General features: G+C 45.1%; 19 protein-coding genes and 4 pseudogenes. 4 read left to right on the top strand and 19 right to left on the bottom strand.

Annotated features, from left to right (window positions below; genetic code table 11):
• Positions 1–26 precede the first annotated feature (26 nt).
• The 3 genes from J5O05_RS10910 to bioH all read right to left on the bottom strand — a co-directional run bounded on the left by J5O05_RS10910 (position 27) and on the right by bioH (position 2,078).
• A complete protein-coding gene (locus J5O05_RS10910) occupies positions 27–929 on the bottom strand; it encodes a putative metalloprotease CJM1_0395 family protein (protein ID WP_208842082.1) in 903 nt (300 codons plus the stop codon).
• Between the two features lies 1 nt (position 930).
• Positions 931–1,239 carry a hypothetical protein gene (locus J5O05_RS10905; protein ID WP_208842081.1) on the bottom strand — a complete coding sequence of 103 codons (309 nt, stop codon included), beginning with the start codon at positions 1,237–1,239 and terminating at the stop codon, positions 931–933.
• 101 nt (positions 1,240–1,340) lie between these two features.
• Positions 1,341–2,078 carry a pimeloyl-ACP methyl ester esterase BioH gene (bioH, locus tag J5O05_RS10900; RefSeq protein ID WP_208842080.1) on the bottom strand — a complete coding sequence of 246 codons (738 nt, stop codon included), beginning with the start codon at positions 2,076–2,078 and terminating at the stop codon, positions 1,341–1,343.
• 70 nt (positions 2,079–2,148) lie between these two features.
• Here bioH and J5O05_RS10895 point away from each other — a divergent pair, with 70 nt between their 5' ends.
• Positions 2,149–2,826 carry a ComF family protein gene (locus tag J5O05_RS10895; RefSeq protein ID WP_208842079.1) on the top strand — a complete coding sequence of 226 codons (678 nt, stop codon included), beginning with the start codon at positions 2,149–2,151 and terminating at the stop codon, positions 2,824–2,826.
• 13 nt (positions 2,827–2,839) lie between these two features.
• On the opposite strand, the gene J5O05_RS10890 is transcribed toward J5O05_RS10895, so the two are convergent.
• Entirely contained in the window at positions 2,840–5,386 is a 2,547-nt protein-coding gene (locus tag J5O05_RS10890; RefSeq protein WP_208842078.1) for a M14 metallopeptidase family protein, read from the bottom strand.
• Positions 5,387–5,534: 148 nt separating this feature from the next.
• On the opposite strand from J5O05_RS10890, the gene nfuA reads away from it, so the two are divergent.
• Positions 5,535–6,110: a Fe-S biogenesis protein NfuA gene (gene nfuA, locus J5O05_RS10885; protein WP_208842077.1), complete on the top strand. Its 576-nt coding sequence runs from the start codon at positions 5,535–5,537 to the stop codon at positions 6,108–6,110.
• A 63-nt stretch (positions 6,111–6,173) separates the two neighbouring features.
• Positions 6,174–6,401, top strand: coding sequence for a hypothetical protein (locus J5O05_RS10880; RefSeq protein ID WP_208842076.1), 228 nt, complete (start codon positions 6,174–6,176; stop codon positions 6,399–6,401).
• Here the strand turns inward: J5O05_RS10880 and J5O05_RS10875 are convergent.
• Positions 6,328–7,615, bottom strand: a pseudogene (locus tag J5O05_RS10875) (MATE family efflux transporter). The gene J5O05_RS10880 and the pseudogene J5O05_RS10875 overlap by 74 nt on opposite strands.
• Positions 7,616–7,654: 39 nt before the next feature.
• Between J5O05_RS10875 and J5O05_RS10870 the strand changes: the two are divergent.
• Positions 7,655–8,683: a polysaccharide deacetylase family protein gene (locus J5O05_RS10870; RefSeq protein ID WP_208842075.1), complete on the top strand. Its 1,029-nt coding sequence runs from the start codon at positions 7,655–7,657 to the stop codon at positions 8,681–8,683.
• Positions 8,684–8,693: 10 nt separating this feature from the next.
• On the opposite strand, the pseudogene J5O05_RS10865 reads toward J5O05_RS10870, so the two are convergent.
• The 14 genes and pseudogenes from J5O05_RS10865 to J5O05_RS10805 form a co-directional block, all read right to left on the bottom strand.
• Positions 8,694–9,732: pseudogene (locus J5O05_RS10865) on the bottom strand (protein-glutamate methylesterase/protein-glutamine glutaminase).
• A 9-nt stretch (positions 9,733–9,741) separates the two neighbouring features.
• Positions 9,742–10,356, bottom strand: coding sequence for a chemoreceptor glutamine deamidase CheD (gene cheD, locus J5O05_RS10860; protein WP_208842074.1), 615 nt, complete (start codon positions 10,354–10,356; stop codon positions 9,742–9,744).
• Positions 10,343–11,171: pseudogene (locus J5O05_RS10855) on the bottom strand (CheR family methyltransferase). Before J5O05_RS10855 ends, cheD begins: the two are co-directional and overlap by 14 nt.
• 25 nt (positions 11,172–11,196) lie before the next feature.
• Complete coding sequence (locus tag J5O05_RS10850; RefSeq protein ID WP_208842073.1) at positions 11,197–13,911, bottom strand: methyl-accepting chemotaxis protein; 2,715 nt, start codon at positions 13,909–13,911, stop codon at positions 11,197–11,199.
• A 21-nt stretch (positions 13,912–13,932) separates the two neighbouring features.
• Positions 13,933–14,427 (bottom strand): chemotaxis protein CheW, encoded by a 495-nt coding sequence (locus tag J5O05_RS10845; RefSeq protein WP_208842072.1) that lies wholly within the window; start codon positions 14,425–14,427, stop codon positions 13,933–13,935.
• Positions 14,427–16,280: a chemotaxis protein CheA gene (locus J5O05_RS10840; RefSeq protein WP_425281497.1), complete on the bottom strand. Its 1,854-nt coding sequence runs from the start codon at positions 16,278–16,280 to the stop codon at positions 14,427–14,429. Before J5O05_RS10840 ends, J5O05_RS10845 begins: the two co-directional genes overlap by 1 nt.
• The gene (locus tag J5O05_RS22860) at positions 16,231–16,575 is read right to left on the bottom strand and encodes an Hpt domain-containing protein (protein ID WP_425281496.1); all 345 of its coding nucleotides are present in this window, start codon (positions 16,573–16,575) and stop codon (positions 16,231–16,233) included. Before J5O05_RS22860 ends, J5O05_RS10840 begins: the two co-directional genes overlap by 50 nt.
• Positions 16,576–16,590: 15 nt before the next feature.
• A pseudogene (locus tag J5O05_RS10835) lies at positions 16,591–16,954 on the bottom strand (response regulator).
• 9 nt (positions 16,955–16,963) lie between these two features.
• Positions 16,964–17,236, bottom strand: coding sequence for an STAS domain-containing protein (locus J5O05_RS10830; protein ID WP_208842071.1), 273 nt, complete (start codon positions 17,234–17,236; stop codon positions 16,964–16,966).
• Between the two features lie 149 nt (positions 17,237–17,385).
• Entirely contained in the window at positions 17,386–17,985 is a 600-nt protein-coding gene (locus tag J5O05_RS10825; protein WP_244369572.1) for an SCO family protein, read from the bottom strand.
• Between the two features lie 2 nt (positions 17,986–17,987).
• Complete coding sequence (gene cyoE / locus J5O05_RS10820; protein WP_208842069.1) at positions 17,988–18,887, bottom strand: heme o synthase; 900 nt, start codon at positions 18,885–18,887, stop codon at positions 17,988–17,990.
• 9 nt (positions 18,888–18,896) lie between these two features.
• A complete protein-coding gene (locus J5O05_RS10815) occupies positions 18,897–19,886 on the bottom strand; it encodes a COX15/CtaA family protein (RefSeq protein ID WP_208842068.1) in 990 nt (329 codons plus the stop codon).
• Positions 19,887–19,895: 9 nt separating this feature from the next.
• A complete protein-coding gene (locus J5O05_RS10810; protein WP_208842067.1) occupies positions 19,896–20,387 on the bottom strand; it encodes a transmembrane cytochrome oxidase associated protein in 492 nt (163 codons plus the stop codon).
• Positions 20,377–21,108 carry an SURF1 family protein gene (locus J5O05_RS10805; protein WP_208842066.1) on the bottom strand — a complete coding sequence of 244 codons (732 nt, stop codon included), beginning with the start codon at positions 21,106–21,108 and terminating at the stop codon, positions 20,377–20,379. Before J5O05_RS10805 ends, J5O05_RS10810 begins: the two co-directional genes overlap by 11 nt.
• Between the last annotated feature and the right edge of the window lie 7 nt (positions 21,109–21,115).

Here is a 21,115-nt window from a genome sequence, read left to right as displayed (position 1 = left end):
ACCGGTAAGTTAACCAGTGCAAAAAGCTAAATGTAGGCGTTGAATCCAGATGCACTTTTTGGCTCATGCACATGTTGATAGAAGTCAGCAATTCGCATTGCTCTTGACTCTACATCCGGATTTCTATCTTTTTTCAGACTGCGATTTTCATACGATGGAACAGGGTTCTCTTTCGCTTCAAGCACATCGCTTTGTGCTGTGTTCAAGGAGGCATCTTCGTCTTCTCCAGCAAGACGTCGGCGCTCAAAACTGTTTACACGTGTTTTATCGTCCTCTTCATCACCATTCAAAGCTTGTTTAGAGAGCTCGGCTTGCGCAGCGGCGATTTTTCTCGATGCATCAGCCGCGATTGCGCGATCAGCCCCAGACGGCTCTGCAGGTGCCAATGCAGCCGCGCGAACGGTTTGCATTTTATCGATGGTGCCTTGCGGATCGCCGGGGACTTCCGCCACGTCAATCATGACTTCACCACCTACCGCATAATTAGTACCATCAGGCCCTTTTTGAAACTCGTAGCTCGGGCTGCCTGCGTGTTGACCGCCGACTCGAGCATGCGCCTCTTCGTGCAATCGCACTTCCGTGTCACGATCTTTTAGCTCTTCTATTTGCTTGAGTTCTGCTTCCGCTTTTTGCTCTTCACGACTATTGGAATGTTCCCCTTCCTCATGACCATGCTCATCTTTCGCATCACGGCCCTGAACAGCTTGTTTATCCTCAAGCTGTCCTTTTTTGTCGTAGAGTCCTTTCTCGTCTGAAGGTGCCTGTTTCGCTTTGTCAGTATCTTGGTAAGCTTTGTTTTCGGTGAAAGAGGCAGCCGCTTGAGCGGGTTGTGGAATCACTTCCCGCAATTGATTGTCACGCCTAGCTGTTTCAGTGTAGACGTTACCTGTATGGAAATTTAGCGCCGGCTGCGGCGTAACGATGTTCATTTTACACTTTAATGTCGACCAACGTTCCTAACACCTCATCGGCTGTACGTATGGATTGCGTGTTCGCTTTGGCGTTAAATTCTTCCACTTTCAGCTGCACCAACGACTCGTCGAGACGAGGTGGTTGCGATACAGGTGGCGTTACCGCTTCCTCTGGACGAGCGGCTTGAAGTTGACGCTGCTGCGCGATTTGGTCATCGTCCTGTTGTTGTAACGTGGCACGATTAATATCTGCGCTCGCGCGCTCAATCTGCTGCGAAGCTCGATTGAAGCCTTCAACCCCATTACTAAAAGCATCACCAATTGGCATAGCTCACCTCCTCACACTCTTATACTGTCTAATTATTGCGCAAAACAAGCTCAAATGAAAGGATGAGTTTCATTTTTTATTCCCATCCTCTTTCCTTAATTTTAAAGCATTGATTTCAATATGCTTACAAAGTCTTCGCGATGAGAAATAAAGGGGGCATGAGACGCTTTTGGCAATATTTCTGCACGAAAAGCCGGATTGAGCTTGTACAACTCGTCCACGACTTTTACGGGCACAAGCGCATCTAATCGACCAAAAATCCCTAAGATAGGCATCTGTAATGCCGCAAATTGCTGACGTAAGTCACATTCTTTAAGGAGGTTTAAGCCACCCGCTAACGCGATAGGTGACGCAGATGCTTCTTGTGCCAGCCATGTGCGTAAACATTTGATGTCGTCTTTTGCGTGCTCACTGCCCATAGCCTGAATCGCTAGAAATCGCTCCACCGTCTTTGCAGGATTTGTCGTCAATGCTTCCATAAACTGTTGGAGCACGTCAGGTTTAATTCCATTCCATTGAGCAGAACCGAGGAAGAACGGTGACGATCCCACTAAAATAATTTTCGCTACTTTTTGCGGATAACGAGTTGCGATGTCAATCGCGAAAAGACCGGCCATGGACCACGCCACCAAAATTGAATCGTCTTCAAGTTGTTGTGCCAATTCGTCCGCAGCCGCCGTTAACGTATAACTATCGCGTTCCCAATTCGCACCACCAAAGCCAGGTAAATTGAGCGCTCTGACGTGTAAATCCGGATTAGATTGCAACGCATCGTTCACTAGCTGCCAAACAGCTTTATTCATACCCCAACCATGGAGCAAGACGATATTTTTTTGCATTTAGTCCATCCTCTGTAAAACTTGCCACATGATAACGGCTCTATAACTGGATTCAAGGAATGTATCCACAATGAATTGGATTTCAACTCTCATACCAAACCGCTGTGTGTTGTGCCAAGACACGCTGCCTGACAGCTCCGGTATCTGTGCTTACTGTTTACCTACGGTAAAGTTATTTGACGTAGCACAATGGCCAAACTTACTCCTTCGGCCAGATATACAGCATCAGACACAGCTTAGCGACTGCGATGGCTTATTCAGTTGTGCTTGGTATGAAGGAAGTATTGCAACGTGGCTCAGTGCATTTAAATTTCAAAATCAAACCCACTATTTAGCAGCGTTACATACGGTACTATCCCAACAATTTAATCGTTGGCAGCTGCTCGATTCTGGAAGCGGGATTGATTCGATGCACACTATCCCACTGCATCCCATTCGTTACTTTTTCCGCGGTTACAATCAAACTGCGCAGCTTTGGCAACCCATCATCCCAAAAGCAAATATAAGCACGACGTTACATCGCGCGCATTACACAAAACCTCAGACTTCGCTTGGCAAACAGGCTCGTGCGCTGAACACTAACGCAGCATTTACCGTCAAAGGGGATTTAAGAGGAAAGACCATCGCGATTCTTGATGATGTGATCACCACAGGCGCAACGATGAATGCTGCTGCTCGAGCTTGTAAAGCAGCAGGCGCTAAAACGGTATGGGCGATGAGCGTTGCGCTCACCCCCATTTCACCATGATGTGTTTTTTACACTATTTGGATTGCGCACTTAATGTATGCCCAAAGAACAAGGCGTTTGCAAGTAACCGACTTGTCCCATACCAATAACCACGAAACACAGGGTTGTCGGTCATACCTATCACGGTTCCTCGACCTTTTCGGTGCGCAAGCAACGCGGCACTCTGACTAATCGTGTCAATGTTAATAGGATCAGCATAACCCGCCAAAAGTGGTGAAGCCGTATAGTTAGCTACCGTGACAAATGGGCTAGTAGAGGGTTGCAATAACCAAGTCGCGTCTTTGAACATCGGAAGCGTGTCATCCTTCATTCCAAATGTTAAAGGGTGAGTTATATCAAGATGAGTGTTAAAAATGGCCCCCGCAATACGTTGTTTAGAAGCCAGCGCTTCTTGATCCGCGTAGCGGAGATTTTGCGTGTCGAATTGAGCCTGCAGCTCTGCTTCACTAATAGCCGTTGCATTCAGCCATTTATTTGCTATCAGAGATTTTGCACCTCGCTTATGCCCCCAAAGCACCCCGCCTTTGCTCATCCATTCCCCTATGTTTTGTTTAGCTTGCTTATCAAACTGGTACTGACCATCTACCAGAATAACATGGGTGTAATCGCTTAAGGTCAATCTAGCCAATTGATCTTGAGTGACAATCGTCGGTGCAATTCGAAGACGCGTATCTAAAAAGTGCCAAACTTCACCCAGTTCGTATTGGCTGATCCCCTGTCCACCGACTAGCAATACTTTCGGGAGTTTTGCCACCGCAAACTGCCGTGAACCTAAATCAATACCTGATTGAGTTAAACCGCTGTCAATAGCACTAATCTGGATAGCAAAGGTCTTTGCAACCGCATTCAACTCACTAAACCAATTTGCACGCGTTTGCAGACCTGCAGGGATCACAACCGCCCCAGCTAAAAACGACTTTTCGCTGCCACTCGATAGAGCTGAAAAACCATCAAGTGCTAACCGCGCCTTTATCCCGTGGGAAAGCAAAGCGTTGAGTAACGCGGGCGCTTGGCTATCTTGCCAAGAAAATGCGTAAGCATACGAGCCTGATTTTAAATCGAATGACGGAACTGAAGACGCCTGCCATTCCGTCGTCGCAACCTGTGTATCTCGCACCCGCTTAAGCTTTTTAAAAGGTAAATCAAATGCATGGGCAATAGTCCAGCCGGACACATCATAAAATGTATTATTTTCAAACTGTGTTTGTTCTGAAAATAACGCTTTGATTACTCTGTACTGCGGCTGTCCAAGTGGAACATAAACGCTGCTCGAGGCAGCAAATTCATGCCCATCAACAGTCGTCGTTTGTGCTAAACGATAGGCATGGACTTGGTGTTGTTTTAAAATCGCCATAAAAGCATCACCACGTGATTTGTCATTTTCTAAATCAATGACATAACCTACAAATTCTTCTTTTTTCGATTCATCAATCGCGCTGTTGTAAAAGGTCTGCTGATAAGCTTTTAAACTTTGTTGATTCGCCAACAAGGCGTCGAAAGAGGACAACGTCGTCGTCAGCTGATTTTTAATCGTTGCAGCGAATGATAGAGGACCATTAATCGTCTGTTGCAAATGGCCTCGACTACTGGCTTGCTCAAACAAGATGCCCACAGCACCATTGATGTCGGGGTACGTTGATCCTTTGCCATAATAGAAATCATCAAAACTTTCTTTGGTAAAATACAACTGTTGTCGTTTATCCAGCGCCGCGGCATGAAAAGTCGCGATTTCCTCGGTTAGTTTCACGTTTTGTTTTGGCGTAATGGGATTCGTGCGAGAAGGTACGCCAGGCTGAAAGAAGTACGTACTATTCGGACCCATTTCATGAAAATCCGTCAGCAAATTGGGTTTCCAAGCGTGGAAAGCATTCATTCTTGCTCTCGACTCCGGATGCTGAAGCGGTAGCCAATCACGATTTAAATCGAAAAGGTAATGATTCGTTCGGCTTGAAGGCCAAGGTTCGTCGTGTTCTCGGTGTTTAGGATCTAGTGATGGCGTTAAACTGCGCGTACTGTTTACCCAACTTGCAAACCGATTTAGACCATCTGGATTCAATGACGGATCGAGCAAAATGATGGTGTCGGACAACAATTGTTCAATTCGAGCATCCTCCGCGGCGGCAAGGTAATACGCCACCAATAATGCTGCGTTGCTACCGGATGACTCATTACCATGAACACTGTACCCCATCCATGCAACCGCTGGTAACTCACTTAACCCTTTGCCCTTAGCAATCGCGGTCAAGCGTTGTTGACGAATGTTATCCAGCGTTTGGCTTCGAGAAGGGGCACTAAACGAAAGCAACAGCAAAGGTCGTTGTTCATACGTACGTCCAATTTCGGTAATGGAAAGCCTATCACTTTTTTCCGCAAGAAGTTTTAAATAGTCCACCAGCTGGTCGTGTCGTACATGCCAATCACCGACCTCATAACCAAGTACTGAACTTGGGGTTGGAATTGTTGGGTCAAACTTTACCGCACTATCAAAATAATAACTCAACGGTGCCGCCATGCTCGCACTGCTCAGCGTCATTGCCGCCAAACTCAACCATTTTCTCATTTCTTCGCCTTGATGCTTTTTTCGTTTTTTCTACGCTATCAACCTTACTCTGAGGATTCCAAAAAATTTCGTTCAACACTAGCGACAATAAGATGAGCGGAGTATGATAGCGATTAACCGAGTAATTTAGTCAAGTATAGTCGTCAATATGATCAAGATCTCTGAAACAGCGCAAATCCATTTTGGTAAATTGCTTTCAAATCAAGCTGAAGGCACGAATATCCGCGTATTCGTGGTAAACCCTGGAACATCAAAAGCAGAGTGTGGTGTATCTTACTGCCCAGCTGACGCAGTGGAGCCAACTGACATCCGTTTACCGTTTAATGGCTTTGATGCCGTTGTTGATGAAGAAAGCGCACCGTTTTTAGAAGAAGCAGAAATCGATTTCGTCACTGATAAAATGGGCACGCAACTTACCCTGAAAGCACCGAATGCTAAAGCGAAAAAGTTGGGTGACGATGCGTCTCTTCATGACCGAGTCCAACACATGCTTACGACTGAAGTAAACCCACAACTGGCTAACCACGGTGGCCAAGTGAGTTTAGTCGAGATCACAAAAGACGGCATCGCCGTGCTTCAGTTTGGCGGCGGTTGCAATGGCTGTTCGATGATAGACGTTACGCTCAAAGAAGGGATTGAGAAAGAAATGATCGCTAAGTTCCCTGAAATAAGCGGCGTTCGCGATATCACAGAACACGCTCACGGCGAGCATTCTTACTATTAATCGCGAGTCGATTGATGTTTAAAGAATGGATATTTCGCTTGGGGAGGCTCCCCCAAGCGAAGCATGAAGCGATTTTTTATTGGTCTTGCGTTGTTTGCCTTTGGTGCAAGCCTAATTGCTCTGGGGTATCTGTATTGGCCGTGGTTGCAATTACCGGGAGTTATCATACTCCTGCCGGGTGGCTATTTTGCCGCATGGGGTTACGCAGGTATCTTTGCTAATCGTTTTGCACAAGTGCTCGATCGAAAAGCCCTCGACCCATCACTGTTCGATAACGAAGACCCAAAGTAATGCCTCTTAGGGCCATAAAACAACTCATCGCAAACCAAAGTGCATGATTTCCAAATGAAGACGTCAGTATAAACGGCACTGCAAACCCCACCACTCCAGAAATAATCATACTGTTACGCATGTCTTTTGCGCGCATGAGTTCCAACAAAAATCCCATCGAATAAAAAGCAACTAGTTGCAATCAATGGCATCACGACAATCCACGGTAAATATTCAGCGGCATTAGCTTGTACTGTATCCAGTGAAGTTAAGCTGGCGACAAACAGCGGCCCAAACACTGCAAACGTAAACGTATAGCCAAATGCAAACACTGCTCCCCAAAAAAATCCCACTTTCACCCAGCGATGAACGGCTGCTTGAGACTTTTGACCGACCGCTTCTCCAACCTTTGCCTCTAGCGCATAAGCAATACCATCCATCGCAAAACTAATGAGTAATAGGAAGTTTAATAACACGGCATTCGTTGCCAAAGTGATATCGCCTAAGCGGGCGCCGTAGAACGTCATAAAACTAAAACACGCTTGCAGTACCAACGATCGGAAAAAGATATCTCGATTTAGATGCAGTAAATGTGTAATTTGGCTCAGATTGATGGGCAACCATTTCATGGTGATATTGGCCCTGCCCAATGATTTTACGACTAATCCGATAGCTAAAGCACAGGACAAATAATCCGAAATGCACGTGGCCCAAGCAGCACCAACCACATTGAGATCAAGGCCAACGACAAACCACACATCGAGAATAATGTTCAATCCGTTACTAAACAGCACCACATAAAATGGCCCTTTGCCATTTTGTAATCCAAGTAACGCGCCCAACAACACCAAATTCATCATTGCGGCGGGCGCACTCAGCAACCGTATCTCAATGTAACGCCCTGCACTTGCCATCAAGTCAGGAGATGCATTGGACAGGTTAGCGACGAGTGCGATGATTGAACTCTGTAACAACAGCAACAACACAGACAAACCGATAGCTATCGTTGCGCTTGCATAAAGTTGGCTAAGTAACGCCACTTCATTGCGTTCGCCAAATCGCTGAGCAACGAGTCCTGTTGTACTCATACGTAAAAAGCCCAACAACCAAAAAATCAAGCTGACGCTACTTGAACCAAGCGCAATGGCCGCGAGAAAATAGGCATTGGAAAGGTGACCTATCACCGCGGTATCAACAAGTCCTAGTAGTGGTACGGAGATGTTTGCTAACATCATAGGTCCACTTAGACGCAGTAACTCAAGGTGTTGTAACTTATGGTTGGTAAAAAACGCGCGCATCTCAGTCTTAGCTTTCTTTTCGGTTTGGCAATGCCTGCTCACAGTGCCGTTATCTTACAGTATCACCATGTAAGTGAAACCCTTCCTCCTGTGACAAGCATTTCAAAAGAGACGTTTAAACAACATTTAGCTTTTTTAAAAAATAATGGGTTTAACGTCATCGGTTTGGATAAGCTATTCACGTCATTGCGACAGGGCTATTCATTACCGGACAAAACGGTTGCAATTACCTTTGACGATGGCTACGACAACAATTTCGAAGCAGCTGCGCCTATCCTCAAAGAATATGGTTTTCCCTACACGATTTTCGTAAACCCGCAACTCATTGACGAGCACAAAAGTTACGTGATGACATGGGCGCAATTACGTAAATTGAGCAAAGAAGGCGCGATCATTGCCAGTCACTCTTCACAACACGATTATCTCCACGAAAAGCGACCTGGTGAAAACGATGAACAGTGGCGAGTTCGCATCCGCGCGGACCTAACAAATGCACAAAAACGAATCGCAGAAGAAATAGGTCACAATTACCCTTGGGTTGCATTTCCTTATGGCGAATACAACAAAGCGTTACAACGCCTATTAAATGAAATGGCGGTAATTGGAATTGGCCAACAATCCGGAGCGGTAGATACAACAACCGATTGGACTGCGGTTCCTCGTTATCCCGCTTCGGGCATTTATGCCAATATCGACACGTTAAAGTACAAACTAACCTCCGCGGCTTTTCCGTTAAAATCGGTCGAATACGAGGATACGGTCACTGATAACAAGGAACCGATTCTTACTTTAAATTTTAAAGATAAGCCGTTTCATCAAAGTCAATTTGCTTGTTATGTCTCAGGTCAAGGCCAAGCGAAAACCGAATGGCTTTCCGAAACCGAGGTAAAGGTGTACACCACCACGCCATTGCCTAAAGGCCGAAGCCGCTACAACTGCACGTCGCCAATGAAAGACAGCCCAGCTCGCTACTTCTGGTATTCCCAGCAATGGTTAGTACAATAGAAAAACGTATCTAAGGCTTGGCAGCACTCGCCAGCAGTGTTTCGGCGACATGATGTAAAGGCACTAAACTCGACGCGGCGCCAAGTTCATGCGCCGCTCTTGGCATTCCCCACACAACACTCGTTTTTTCATCTTGAGCGTAGGTAATCGCTCCGGCGTTTTTTAGTGCAAGTAATCCCCTAGCCCCATCACTGCCCATCCCTGTAAGCAAGACCGCACTGACGTTTTTTGGATTGCAATCGATTAGTGACGCAAATAACACATCAACGGCAGGCTTGTGCCGATTAACGGGCTTCACCATTATCGAGTACGCACACAAACTGGCTTCCTTTTCGCATCACTTTAAGATGTTTATCACCCGGTGCTATGTACGCCGTGCCTGGTTTTAATACGTCGCCATCTGCCGCTTCTTTGACAGAGATAGTACAACTTCTGTCCATTCGTAGTGCAAATGACGTACTAAACACAGGAGGAATATGTTGCGTGACGACAATAGGAGGACAATTCGCTGGCATGCGGATCAACACTTCTTTAATTGCTTCTGTACCACCGGTACTTGCTCCTACCGCTAATATCCGACCGGGCAAGAAATGCTCATATTTGGAAACGACCCCAGAAGCGCCTCCTTGATCAGCGGCTTTGAAAGGCCGTAAACGCGCTCGATATGCCGCTCGTACTTTCTGGTGTACCACTTCCATGTAATCGTTTAATTCTTTCGCGACATTCACAGAGGGTTTAGCAATAAAATCAACCGCTCCTAGCTCCAATGCTTCAAGCGTTACAGGCGACCCTTGCTGTGTGAGTGTTGATATCATAATCACAGGCATGGGTCGTAAACGCATCAGGTTTTTCAAAAAACTGATCCCATTCATCTTCGGCATTTCAATGTCGAGTGTTAAGACATCCGGGTTGAGCTGCTTTATTTTATCACGTGCTTCATAGGGGTCTTCCGCTACGCCAACAACAGTAATGTCATCAGCCTGCGTAAGGATCTCTGTCAGCAATTTACGAATCAACGGTGAATCATCCACCACCAGCACTTTAATCATGGCATTCTCTTAAAACAGCTCAATATCCGTTTTCTTATCTTGCGCCTCAATTTCGTGCAAGTACCGAACTTCGCGTTTTTCAATCGTGTCATTATGCATTTCACGAAGCTTCTTTACTTGCACTTTCCCAGATTGTGGGTTGAATACGATTTTTCGAGGCCACGGCCCACCTACGTCGTGTGAAATAAGCTCCAGCTTTTCTTCTTGAACGTAGTCATAGGCAAATCGGATATTCCCTAAACCAATGTCTGTCATGGAACGTATTATTTTCCCGCCACCAAACAGCTTCACTTTCAAATTTTTGCGAGCTGCGCCATTTTTCAACAGCTCGTTAATCAGAAACTCCATCGCCCAGTTGCCATACCGACAACTAAGATCATTCGCATGCAAATTGTTCGCATCCTTAACCCCAGGCAACATGAAATGATTCATTCCACCGATGCCCATAACTTCATCATACACACACGCAGAAATACACGAACCAAGTACCGTAGAAATCAGCTCGTCATTTTTTGAAATATAAAATTCACCAGGCAACACTTTAGCCACCACTTTATGACGAGTCGAATCCCAAAAACGTTTTACATGCTCAAAGCCATGAATAACTGGTTTAAAATGCTTCATAATTCGCCTTGCGGTACATCGTTTTGCCTAAACTTTTGTATTCAACATGCTCTTTGCCCATCGACTCCGAATGCCCAATAAACAGGTGACCGTGACGTGCCAAAATATTGTAGTAGCCTTGAAAAAGCCGATCTTTCGTATCTTTATCAAAATAGATCAAAACATTACGACAAAAAACCACATCAAACGGGCCTTTCATGGGCCAAGGTTCAAGCAGGTTTAGGCGTTTAAAATGCACCATTTGTTGCAATTCCGGTTTGACCTTAAACAAAGTTCCATCATTACTTTTTAGAAAAAACTGCTTCAAATGACTATCGGACAACCCCGTCACGTTGCTTGCTGTATATTCGCCTCGCCGAGCTCTATCTAACACATTGGAGTCCAAGTCGGTCGCTAAAATTTTAACGTCCCAACTCTTTGGAAATTGCCCTGCAATCGTCATTGCTATCGTGTAGGACTTCTTCTCCCGTTGAACAGCCTGCTGACCAAATTCGGACGCGCTTAGATTGCTGGTTGTGTTTCAGTAATAAGGGAATCACCTCGTTTTGAAGGTAGTCAAAGTGATGTGACTCCCTAAAAAACGACGTGAGATTTGTGGTAATTGCATTGATAAAAGAACTGAACTCCGCTTCTGGGTTGTCTTCAAGATAAGACAAATATTCCTCAAAGGAACTCAGTCCGGTAGCACGAATCCGCCGCGCTAACCGGGAATAAACCATTTCACGTTTGTGGGGGCCTAAAACGATACCGCAAGCCTTGTACACTTTTTCTGATATCGCCTTAAAATCCGTGTCAGATAATGCAAATTCCTTCATTTAGGCCCCTACTTATTTGTCTAGGTTAGAACTCTTCCCATTCGTCCGCTTCATCCGAAAATTTATTTCCTCCTGCGACAGGAGCAGGTTGTTTAACTCTCGGTTGATGTTCTATTGCCGCCGCTTTTGGTGCATGCCCATTTAACTTCGGCATAGCTAATGGCTCAGCATCCGAACTGACATTAAAGAAATTCAACAAACGTCGCATGTCTCTCGCTTGCTCCGCCATCGATTCACCCGTCGCGGATGCTTCTTCCACTAACGCCGCGTTTTGCTGTGTCATTTCATCCATTTGTGACACGGCTTTGTTTACTTGCTCGATGCCTGAACTTTGTTCCTGAGACGCTGACGCGATATCAGAAATCATTTCCGTTACACGGCGTACTGAAGCCACAATGTCTTTCAAAGTCATACCCGATTCGTTAACCAACACAGTGCCATCTTCTACTTTGCTCACACTGTCTCGGATCAAATCTTTAATTTCTTTCGCAGCAGCAGCCGAACGCTGTGCGAGGTTACGCACCTCACCCGCGACAACGGCAAATCCGCGGCCTTGCTCACCAGCTCTCGCTGCTTCTACCGCCGCGTTTAACGCAAGGAGATTGGTTTGGAAGGCGATTTCATCAATAACACCGATGATATCCGCAATTTTCTTACTCGATTCATTGATAGCAGACATACTATCAACCGCACGACTAACGACAGCGCCACCCAATTCTGCTTTATCACAGGTTTCTGCTGCTAATTGGTTTGCGACACGCGCATTATCGGCATTCTGACGAACCGTACTGGTCATTTCTTCCATACTGGAAGCCGTTTCTTCCAAAGACGACGCCTGCTCTTCAGTACGTTGACTTAAATCAGCGTTACCTTGTGAAATTTCTTCTGCCCCACTTGCAACCAAAGCGGCTGACGTACTAATGCGATTGATCACTTCCGTCAATTTATCCGCGGTGGCATTAGCATCGCGTTTGAGTTGGTCAAACGCCCCTTCATAATCCTTATTCATCCGGCGAGATAAGTCTCCGCCAGCAAGTGCTCCTAGCATTTCGCCCGTATCTTCAATTGCTTCCGCAATATTACTGAGTAAATCGTTGAGGCCATTTGTTAAGTTCAAGAAGAACCCTTCTTTTCCTTTTTCACTTACACGAACACTGAGTTCACCGCTACTTGCAGAACTGACCAAATGGGCAATTTCTTCTTCCATTTTGACTTCTGCAGTGCGGTCATTCCACTCAACAACGGTACCCACGTATTCTTTGCTTTCTGTGAAAATGGGATTCGCGATGAGTGAGAAAGTTCGACCACCCACTTTAATCTGGGTTTTATAGGTGTCTTTTAATGTGGCGAGTAAGCTACGTTGGTGCGCTGGATTTTTGTGAAATTCATCGATGTTCTTACCAACAAGATTCTTTGCATCAAAGTTAGGTAAGTCTTTTCTCAGGTCAGATTCTGCAATACGCATCATTTCTCTAACCGAATTATTCATATACACAATTACGTTGTTGTTGTCCGCAATCATGGCATTGGCCGCCACGTTATCGAGTGCACGACGAACACGTAAGTTTTCTTCCGCTTGAGTCCGCATCTTTTCTTCTTCAGCAAGCTTCTCGGTCAGATCGTACCATTCCACAACCGTACCCAATCGCTCACCGTCTTTCCCAAGCCAAGGTGTTGCAATTAAATCGAACGTCAATCCCGCCAATTTAATACGCGTTTTGTAGGCTTGAGTTAACTTATCCAGTAAGCCTCTTTGATGAGCTGGGTTTTTATGGAAAAAATCGACGTTTGTGCCAATGAGTCCATCTACATTGAAATTCGGCAACACCGTTTGAAGTGTTTTTTCATGCGTTTTCAGCATTTTTTCTACTTCACGATTCATAAAGACAATTTCTAAATTGGCATTTGCTATCATCACGTTCGCTTGGCAGATACGCAACGCACTGGCCAAATTCGCGTCTTGTTTTGCTGTTTCTTCCAACTTTTTACGTGCTGTAATGTCATTTGCGTATTTTACAACTTTTACTACTCGACCGGTGTCATCCAAAATGGGGGTGTACGTCGCTTGGATCCAAACAACTTTTCCACCTTTTCCGATTCGCTTAAACTCACCAGAATGGAATTCCCCACGACCCAACTTATCCCAAAAGTCCCGGTACACATCACTTTTGGCAAACTCTTCTTCAATGAACATTCGATGATGTTTTCCCACCACTTCAGATTGTTCATACCCCATGACATTCAAGAAGTTATTGTTTGTTCTAAGAATTTTACCTGAAATATCGAACTCAATGGTCGCTTGCGTCCGATTGATGGCTGTCACCTGCCCTTTAAACTCGGTAATTTCTTGCTTCATCTTTGCGTGGTCAGAACACAGTGCGATGATTTTTGTGTTTTGTCCCGTTTCATTGAGTGCCGGCAAAAATTGCATGCTAACCCAAGTATCAAGACCACTAGCACTGACTAATAAGAAATCCGCTTGCGTCGCGTTGCCACCCGCTATTTTTGGCCACGCTGTTTGGAATTCTCCTGATTCTCTTGCCGAAGGCGCAAGCAATGAAGAAAAAGGCTGGCCCTTGATGGCATCAGGCATATACCCTAATAAGTTAGAAAAGTTGTGATTTGCAGCAATGATTTGACCTTGCGGTGAAAGTTCCAGTACGGCTTGCGCTCGTTTTAACGCATCCAATACATAATCACCTTCTGTCTTCACTGGTTTCGAACTAGAGAACCACCCCATATTATTCACCTTATCTTCTTGCTATATCTGTAACGTCTTTTGCAAATTCAAAAGCACGACCATTTTTTCACCGACATTAACCAATCCATCGACATACTGAGAACTGGAGGATTCTTGGAAATCAGGCACATCTTTCGCTGTATCTTCACTAATGCTGTAGACATCCGACACACCGTCAACAACGATCCCCATGGTTTTCGACTGCTCTTTAAAATCCACCTTAACGACTATCACCACAGTTAAAGGCCCATAAGCGATTGGTTCAATACCAAAACGCAGCCGTAAATCGATGATAGGGACAATGGTACCTCGCAGATTGATGGCACCTTTTACAAAACTGGGAGAGTTAGGAATTGCGGTGGCGCTGCTCCAGCCTCGGATCTCTTGAACGGATAAAATATCCACCCCGTATTCCTCACCCGCCATTAAAAACGTTAGGTACTGCTTCTCATCATGCGCTTCACCATGGCCCAAGCGTTGATTTAGCGCAGTTTGTAATGCTGTTTCATTCAACATTAGGATATCGCCTCCGCTAAATTAGGATCTAAGACCAATTCCTGCGAGCCGGGTTTACGCAACCCGCTTAGTTTCACTAAACCGCTGATGTCGATAATCAACGAAACTCGTCCATCGCCGAGTATCGTTGCACCTGAAATACCATCTACTCGTTTGTAATTGGCTTCTAAACTCTTAATTACGACTTGTTGCTGAGCCAGTAAATCATCAACCAACAAACCGACTTTTTGATTGTCAGATTCAACGACCACGAGAAGAGACTTGTCTAACTCTTCAATCGCCCCGTCGTGATTGAAAATATCGAATAGTCTTAAGATTGGAATGTATTCATCACGCAGCCGCAAGACGTCTAAGTTTTTGCCGACCCGACTCACTTTTTTTACATCAATTTGCAAAGACTCCACGATAGAAATGAGCGGAATGATGTAGGTATGCTCAGCCACTTGGACAAGCTGCCCATCGAGGATTGCAAGTGTCAATGGTAGTCGTATCGTGAACGTGCTGCCAACACCTCGAGCTGAGGAGACCTCAACCGAACCATTGAGTGCTTGGATGTTTCGCCTTACCACATCCATGCCAACGCCTCGACCAGAAATATCACTTACGGTGTCTGCAGTAGAAAATCCAGGTCTAAATATTAATTCGTTTACTTCTTCACTTGAGAGTTCATCGTCTTCATTAATTAGCCCATTCGCGATGGCTTTTTGTTTAATTTTATCGGTGTTTAAACCTTGCCCATCGTCCATGATTTCAATCACGATGTTGCCGCCTTGATGAAACGCGTTGAGTGTGAGAGTACCCACGGGGTCTTTACCCGCCGCAATACGCTGTTCCGGCGTTTCGATACCATGGTCTAACGAATTTCGCACCAAATGCACCATAGGATCAGAAATTTTCTCCATAACAGTTTTGTCGAGTTCGGTTTGCTCACCTAAGAGTTTCAACTCGACTTGTTTATTGAGTTTCTGAGAAATATCTCGAACTAAACGGGGAAAGCGACTAAATACGAAACTAATGGGCAACATGCGAATACGCATCACACTCTCTTGTAGATCCCGCGTATTGTGCGCCAGTTGAGCGAGTCCCTCTTGCAAAGCCGAAATTGTCGAGTCGGTCATATCCTGCTCGCCAAGTTGACTTAGCATAGCTTGCGTGATCACTAACTCGCCGACCATATTAATGAGGGAATCCACTTTATCGATACCCACACGAATAGACGTAGAGGTATTATCCTGTGCTTTTGGTGCGCTGGTGCTGGGTTTAGCGCTAAGCGCAGGTTGAGCTGAAGCGGTTACACTTGGTGCCTTTTGTTCTTTTACTTGCGAAGTGTCTTTTTCCGTTGGCTCATTTTCAGTCGTTTCGATGCTTTTTGGGGTGTCTTTCGCAGAAATTGTTGCTGCAATTTCTTTATCGAGATCATCGTCGAATTCTTCAAACAGACCACCACATAATTGCACACTGATGTCGGCATCGTCTTCAACCCACTCAAACACTTCGTGAATAGCCGTTTCAGGCGCGGTTGTTGTTAAAAAGAATCGCCATGCCAGATAGCAATCTTCTGCATTAAACTCATCAAATGGAGGTATGCCATCATGAAACGCCTGCGTTTCTAAATCGCCGAGTTCAGCCAACTCGCCAATCATATAAAGCGGCTCGTTTCCTGTTTTAAACAAATGGGCATGAGGTTTGAAATCGATTTGAAACGTGAGTTTATCCGGCTCGGCTTCGCTATGTATTTCCTCACCACCAGCCTCAGATTCAATACCCAGTATCACTTCAAATTGTGCTTTTAGCTTTTGACTTTCAGTTGGGTCGGGCTTCTGACTGATTTTGCAACGCAGAAAGCATGGCACGCAAACAGTCCACCGATTGCAATAACAGATTGATGTGCTCTGACGTTAGCTTTCTGCGACCATCACGTATCTGATCCAAGAGGGTTTCAAGTACGTGTGTAAAATCAGATACCGATGTAAAACCAAATGTTCCACTGCCTCCTTTAATGGAATGAGCAGCTCGGAAAATGGTGTTAATCGTCTCCGAGTCTTCTTCACCAGGGCGGAGGTTGAGTAACTCCGCTTCCATCGCATCAAGTCCTTCGAAGCTTTCCTCAAAGAAAACTTCAAAGAATTGGCTCAGATCGATACTCATGGTCGCTCCTTAAATTTAGCGAATCACTTTCTTCAATACAGCCAACAGTTGTTCTGGGTTGAATGGTTTCACAATCCACCCCGTTGCACCCGCAGCTTTGCCCTCAGACTTTTTATCTAATCCAGATTCAGTCGTCAGCATTAACAACGGCGTAAATTTGTAGCTAGGAAGCGCACGGAGGCTCTCTGATGAGGGTAATGCCATCCATCACCGGCATGTTTACGTCAGAGATAACCGCGTCATAGCCTTGTTGCTTGGCTAGACTCAATGCTTCACTGCCATCTTTTGCTTCAGTGACATCGAAGCCCGCCTTCTTTAGGGTGAAACTTACCATTTGACGCATAGATGCCGAATCATCCACCGCTAAAATTTTCTTCATACCAACCTCTTAGAGTTCTATTTGCAGGTTTAAGAATTCGCTAAGCCCTAAATCTTTTACTGATTCACTAAGTGCTTCACTTTTCCCATGCCAAACCACTTTATGTCCGACAGAAAGTAACTGTTTTTGTAACGCACAAAGCAATTGAACCGTCGCCGTATCGACTCGAATAACGTCAGAAACATCAACGGTTATATCCCGCACATCGTGAATTTCATGCAAGAGCTGCTGATGTAATTCTTCCACGTGCGAAACTGCTAATTCTGAAGGAAGTTTTAACATGAGTGCTGCACTTTCCTTGTAAAAGTTTTATATAAAATTAGCTTAGACTGAGATCGTAAAATTGCCACAAAAGATCATTGAAAAGCTAAAAACAATTAACGTGTTAGCACAATAATACGCAGTAAATCAGTTAATTTGAGTGAGGAAGATCAATATTGCGAAGAAATGCTGTCAAAATCTTTGACTAATTTAGATTTATCGACCAATGGGACTTGGCCAACGGAGAATTCTGGCTTAAAAATAGCCGTAAGCTCGCCTTTTGGATTGATCAAGGCGATAGATGCACTGTGATCAACAGCGTACTGTTCTTGAGTCGTGTCGCCTATAGCGTAAATTAACCCCAAACTACGCACAAATGGGAATAATACCTCATGCGCCGCCGTAGCAGCGACAATACCTTCACCAAAGTATCCCGCATAGTCAGCACGCTTTTGTTGCGTGTCTCGATTTGGATCAACCGACACAAACCAAACTTGTACATTTTTTTCTTTTACTTGTTTTTTAGCTGCCGCTAATTTCGCCAACGTCATTGGGCAGATGTCTGGGCAACTTGTATACCCTAAAAATAACCACGTCCAGTGCCCTTCTAGCTGGGCATTCCCAATCACATTTCCTTGTTGATCGGTTAAAGAAAACTTAGGGACAACTTTAGGTTGCGAATAAAATAAGGTCGTTTCAGCCAGTTCAGGTTGTACTTTTGTACAAGATGCCAAAACTAATAATAATAACGCCCATATTCCTTTGCCCACGGTCAAACCCATTTATCAATAAATAGAGCGACAAAGAGTACCAGCAAATGAACAATCGAAAAACGGAAAAGTGACATTGCCATCAAATCAGTGCCATTACGGTACAATTCAAATGCTTTAAGTAAAAACATGCCATTTAGAATGCATGCAACACCCAAATAAACCCCTCCAGACATACCGATTAGATAAGGCAAAACACAGACGAGAGTGAGCAATACGGTGTACACGAGAATACACAGTTTGGTGAATTCGACACCGTGAGTCACAGGCAACATAGGAATATTGGCTCGTGCATAGTCGTTTCGTCTTGCTATCGCTAACGCCCAAAAATGAGGCGGTGTCCAAGTGAAAATAATCATTACGAGTAGCCAAGGTTCGGCCATCAGTGCTCCTGTTTCGCTGAGCCACCCAAGCAGTGGAGGCATTGCTCCCGCAAGACCACCAATAACAATGTTTTGAGGCGTTGCGCGCTTAAGGTAATAGGTATAAATGACGGCATAACCCACTAATGAAGCAAGCGTAAACCATGCACACAACCAATTACTAAAGACCACTATCGTAAACGTGCCGAGCAACGCTAATATTAATGCGAAAGCGACAGCGTGTGACGCGCTTAATCGCTCCGTAGCGACAGGTCGATGTCGAGTGCGCGCCATTTGCTTATCAATGTTGCGATCAACAACATGATTTATGGCCGCGGCGGACGCTGATAACGCGCCAATGCCAACCAAACTCATAACTTGTTGTAACCAAGTGCGGCTCATATCTGGCGCAAGTGCAATCCCAACCCACGCGGTGATAACTAACATCAATACCACTTTTATTTTGCAGATAGCTAAATAGTCTCGACTACGGTTTATCGCTGGCAGCAGGTAATGATTTAATGTATTAACATACGCCATAAGAACTCCTCACGCTTTACAGCGAGCTAAGTAGCACAACCGCACGGTTGCGATAAGCAGCATGGCTGCCATAAAGTTGTGAAATAAGGTCAAATGCAACGGAAATTGCCAATGTACTATTGCTGCGCCGACCGATACTTGAGTAATCAACAGAAAGAGTACGATCCGACCAGCATTTTTAAATAAGTCCGATTGCGCGGCTACAACGACTCGACATGCTGCAAAACCTAAAAAAACCAGCGTGACCATTGCCCACACTCGATGAATAAAATGAATTGATAATCGCGTTTCGAAAGGCAGCACACCGTACTCGTAGTTTGCAGCCCCGACAGGCAAATGAAATAAACTCTCCAGAGAAAATAACTCGATGTTTTGGCACAGCGGTAATCCAACACAATGAGGCGCCGCGTAGTTTGCCGCAAGCCATCCGCCAAGCGCAATTTGAACAATGAGCGCGCCAAGCGCTATAAATAATATGCGGGATTGACGTCGGATTTTAGGTTCTTCTGTGAACACGAACTGATTGTTCAGTCTCAAATACAACAGGGTCAACAAGGTTAATATCGAGAATCCTCCTAACAAATGACCCATCACGATGAAAGGTTGTAGATTCATCGTAACGGTCCACATTCCAAGCAGTGCTTGAAATACGACTAGGACTAAAATCGACAGCGCTAACTTAAGCGGAAGGGGCTTTTCGGTTTGCCGACGCAGTGCAAGAAGCGCAATCGAGAGAATAACTAAGCCTAACGTTCCAGCAAAGTAACGGTGTATCATCTCCAACCAAGCTTTACCATGCTCTATCTCACTGTCTGGAAAAGCCTGCAAAGCAGCCGAAATTTCATGATGTTCATCTGGCACCGTCAAAAAACCATAACAGCCAGGCCAATCAGGGCAACCAAGCCCGGCGTTATTAAGGCGCGTGTACGCTCCTAATGTTACAACCACCGCAGCCAGCAAACACGCAAATAAGGTGACATATTTATACTTTCTTTCCATAGTGACTCCTTAGCTAGAACGCGCGTAGTTCAACAGTTTTTTTAAATCGCTCAGTAGTCCTTTTTGAACGAGCCGATTTGTTTCAGGATCTTCGTCAAACGGATACTGGAGTACAACTAGCCCTTTGTTATCAACTAAATAGAGATTTGCGGGTGATAGTTGAAGTGAGTTGTCAATATTTGCAAACGGCAAGGTTTTGTCTTCCTTACCCAAAATCGCGATGTCGACGTCCTTTTGCAGCTTCCCAAGTGCCACGAACAGCGCTTCCAATGAGGCCTTTTGCGTAGCACACGCCTGTTGACATGTTTCCGGACTGTTTAAAAGAATGGTCCAGAGTTTGCCATCTCGATGCTTAAGTTCATCTATGTGAAGTTCGCCTTCAACAAATCGACCATAGTTTGTCGTTCCAGAAGGAAACCAACCCGAATGCAACGCGATATAGGCCGCAAACAGCGGCAATCCGCAGCAACCAACAAAAAGCCAAAGCGCTTTATTCTTCATGTATTAAGCTCCTTTGTTGAGATTTCAACGCAACGAATGCGACGATAAACGCGGCAAAACCAAGCAGTAACCATTGCAAGGCATAGGCAAAATGTTTCTGTGCTGGCATCGTCGAAATTTGGAAATGAGGGGTAAGATTCGAATTTAATTGATCCGAGGCATAGGCGATCATCGGCAATATGGGACGCTTTAACTGTCGCTCAAAAAAAGAAAGATCAATAAACTGAACTAGTTGTGGAAATGTGGGATTCTGATCAGGTTCATCCGCTAACGTAAACCCCTTGAGATCTTTTGTTTTAAGTATCGAGGTAAAGGTTGTCGTAAAACTTGCTACGCTCGGGAGATCTGATGGTGCTTCACGAAGCCCCTGCGCGGGAACAAAACCCACATTCACTATAATCAACGCGTGATTTGACAACTCAAATGGCAAGAGCAAATCGAATCCTGATTTACTCTGCACGACTTGATTGTCCAATAGCCACCAATGCCCTTCTACCCACCGCCCTTCTAGCATGGCCGCTTTACCATGTAGCGATTCGTTATTCACCATAGGTAATGCATTTATATCGAGAACAGCGGTATCAGAGGTCGCCAGCAAAGCTTCCTTTTCAACGCCACGCCGATATTGCCATATTGCAAGACACAGGCAGGTAATGACAACGCATATAGCTGCCAAAACCATCCAACTTGCACTACGCTTAGAAGAATCAATGTTACTCATGTAGGCA

It is taken from the genome of Pseudoalteromonas xiamenensis (assembly GCF_017638925.1).
In the GTDB taxonomy this organism is placed as follows: Bacteria; Pseudomonadota; Gammaproteobacteria; order Enterobacterales; family Alteromonadaceae; genus Pseudoalteromonas; species Pseudoalteromonas xiamenensis.
Note: the sequence above shows the minus strand (reverse complement) of the source record. Positions and strands in the feature narration are given on the sequence as shown.